Raw genomic sequence first — 3034 nt, 5'->3', positions numbered from 1 at the left:
GGCTGCCGCCCGGGCCGACCGCCCACCTGCGCTCGGGGGCGGAGATGGCCCGCCGGTTCGACCGCTGGCCCGGCGCGGTGCAACGGGCCGCCCTGCTCGGCACCGAGTGTGCCTTCGAACTGCACCTGGTGGCGCCGGACCTGCCGCCGTTCCCGGTCCCCGACGGCCACGACGAGGCGAGCTATCTGCGCGAACTCACCCGGTCGGGTGCCCGGGAACGCTACGGCGATCCGCACCGCAACCCGGCGGCGCACCGCCAGCTCGCCCACGAACTCGACGTCATCGAACAGCTCGGGTTCCCCGGCTACTTCCTGATCGTCGCCGACATCGTGCGGTTCTGCCGGGAGCGGAACATCCTCTGCCAGGGGCGGGGCTCGGCGGCCAACTCCGCGGTCTGCTACGCGCTCGGCATCACCAAGGTGGACCCGGTGCGGTGGAAACTGCTGTTCGAGCGGTTCCTGGCGCCGGACCGGGACGGCTACCCGGACATCGACCTCGACATCGAGTCGGACCGGCGGGAGGAGGTCATCCAGTACGTCTTCCGGACCCACGGCCGGCTGCGCACCGCCCAGGTCGCCAACGTCATCACCTACCGGGCCCGGTCGGCGGTGCGCGACGCCGCGCGGGCGCTCGGCCACTCCCCGGGCCAGCAGGACGCCTGGAGCAAGCAGATCGACGGGTGGGGCCCGTTGCGGAGCGGGAACGCGGGCGCGGAGCACGACGCGCCCGAGCCGGTGCTCGCGCTGGCCGCGTCGCTGGAGGACTTCCCCCGGCACCTGGGGATCCACCCGGGCGGCATGGTCATCTGCGACCGGCCGGTGAGCGAGGTCGTCCCCATCGAGTGGGCCCGGATGCCCGGGCGCAGCGTGCTGCAGTGGGAGAAGGACGACTGCGCGTCCGTCGGACTGGTCAAGTTCGACCTGCTCGGGCTGGGCATGCTGTCCGCGTTGCACTACATGCTGGATCTGGTGGCCGCGCACAAGGGCGTCCACGTCGACCTGGCCGACCTGGACCTGGACGACGACGAGGTGTACGCGATGCTGCGCCGCGCCGACGCCCTCGGCGTGTTCCAGGTGGAGAGCCGGGCACAGCTGGCGACCCTGCCGAGGCTGGCGCCGCGGACGTTCTACGACCTGGCCGTCGAGGTGGCGCTCATCCGGCCCGGGCCGATCCAGGGCGGATCCGTGCACCCCTACATCCGCCGCTACACCGGCAGGGAACACTGGGAACACGACCACCCGTTGCTGGCGAACGCGCTGGACAAAACCCTGGGCGTGCCGCTGTTCCAGGAACAGCTGATGCAGATCGCGCTCGACGTCGCGGACTTCACCCCCGCCGAGGCCGACGAACTGCGGCACGCGATGGGGGCGAAACGGTCCGGCAGGCGGATGGAACGGCTGCGCAGGCGCTTCCTGGAGGGCGCCGCGCGCAACGGGATGGACGAGGGGACGGCCGGGCGCATCTTCCACCGGATGCGGGCCTTCGCCAGCTACGGGTTCCCGGAGAGCCACGCGCTGAGCTTCGCCCACCTGGTCTTCGCCAGCGCCTTCTTCAAGCGCTATCACCCGGACGCGTTCCTCGCGGGGCTGTTGCGGGCGCAGCCGATGGGCTTCTACTCGCCCCAGTCGCTGGTCGCCGACGCCCGCAGACACGGCGTCGTGGTGCGCGGCCCGGACGTGAACGCGAGCCTGTCGCACACGACGCTGGAACCGGTCGGTGAGGCCGGGGGCACCGACGTGCCCGGGGAGTCCGGAGAGTCCGGGGAGTCCGGAGAGTCCGGGGAGTCCTGGGAGTCCGGGAGCGGTGGGGCACACGCCGTGCGGCTCGGGCTGGGGTCGGTGCGCACCCTCGGGACCGAGGTGGCGGAGGAACTGGTCGCCGAACGCGACCGGGGCGGCCCGTTCCGCGACATGGCCGACCTCGCTCGGCGGGTCCGGTTGACGACCCCGCAGGTGGAGGCGCTGGCGACGGCGGGGGCGTTCGCCGGCTTGGAACCGGACCGGCGCCGGGCACTGTGGGCGGCGGGCGCGGTCGCGCAGGAACGCCCCGGGAAGCTCCCGGGGACCACCCCGGGCACGTCGGCGCCCACCCTGCCCGGCATGGACCGGCTGGAACACGCGGTCGCCGACGTGTGGTCCACCGGCCTGTCCCCGGACACGTTCCCCACCGAGTTCGTCCGGGACCGGCTCGACGCGCTCGGGGTCGTGCCCGCGGAACGGCTGGCCACGGTCGAGCACGGGACGAGGGTGCTCGTCGGCGGGGCGGTGACCCACCGGCAGCGCCCGGGCACGGCGAGCGGGATCACCTTCCTCAACATCGAGGACGAGACCGGGATGGTCAACGTCGTGTGCAGCCCCGGGCTGTGGCAGCGCTACCACCGCGTCGCCCGGTCCAGCCCCGCGCTGCTGGTGCGCGGCATCGTGGAACGGGCCGACGGTGTGGTGTCGCTGCGGGCCGACCGGCTGCAACACCTGGCGCTCGGCGTGCCCTCGACGTCCCGCGACTTCCGCTGACCCACCGGAGCTCACGGGCGCTTACGGGAGCGCCCGGGCTCCGGCGGGTCGGCGGGGTGTCAGTCGACCGGAGGTTCGCCGGGTTCCAGCTCGATCAGGTCGCCGTCGGCGAGCAGTTCCTCGATCGAGGCGGGCAGCAGGTAGGCCGCGCCCCCGCCGGGCTGGTGGAACCACGGGATCGCCACGCCGGCCAGCGCCTGCATCGGGCGCTGCACGCGGTAGACGTGGTACGGCCGGTCCACCCACTCGGGCACCAGCGACCGCTCCTCGAACGGGGTGCCCGCGGCGTAGGTGAGGTTGCCGTTCGGGCCGCCGAAGCGGTCCAGTTCGCTGCCCATGGGCAGCTCCCGCATCTCCTTGCCGCGGAACAACGTCAGCGGCGGCTCGCCCTGCATCGGCTGGATCGGCCACTGCTGGTTGCCCTTGCCGTTCCGCCCGCCCCGGCCGGACTCGGCCTGCCCGGACGGTGCGGCCTGGGCGGACGGCGCCGACCGTGCGGGTGGCGGGGGAACCGGCGCGTG

General features: G+C 73.5%; 2 protein-coding genes. One reads left to right on the top strand and one right to left on the bottom strand.

The genetic code is table 11. From position 1 onward, the window contains the following. On the top strand, positions 1–2513 hold a 2513-nt coding region (locus ACTIR_RS23990), incomplete at its 5' end, for an error-prone DNA polymerase (RefSeq protein WP_034240666.1). Between the two features lie 59 nt (positions 2514–2572). On the opposite strand, the gene ACTIR_RS23985 is transcribed toward ACTIR_RS23990, so the two are convergent. Then, on the bottom strand, positions 2573–3034 hold a 462-nt coding region (locus ACTIR_RS23985), incomplete at its 5' end, for a TNT domain-containing protein (protein ID WP_154663802.1).

The sequence above is a fragment of the Saccharomonospora iraqiensis subsp. iraqiensis genome (genome assembly GCF_000430445.1).
Classification (GTDB): Bacteria; Actinomycetota; Actinomycetes; order Mycobacteriales; family Pseudonocardiaceae; genus Saccharomonospora; species Saccharomonospora iraqiensis.
The sequence above is the reverse complement of the archived record's forward strand: the minus strand, read 5'-3'. Positions and strand labels throughout refer to the sequence as shown.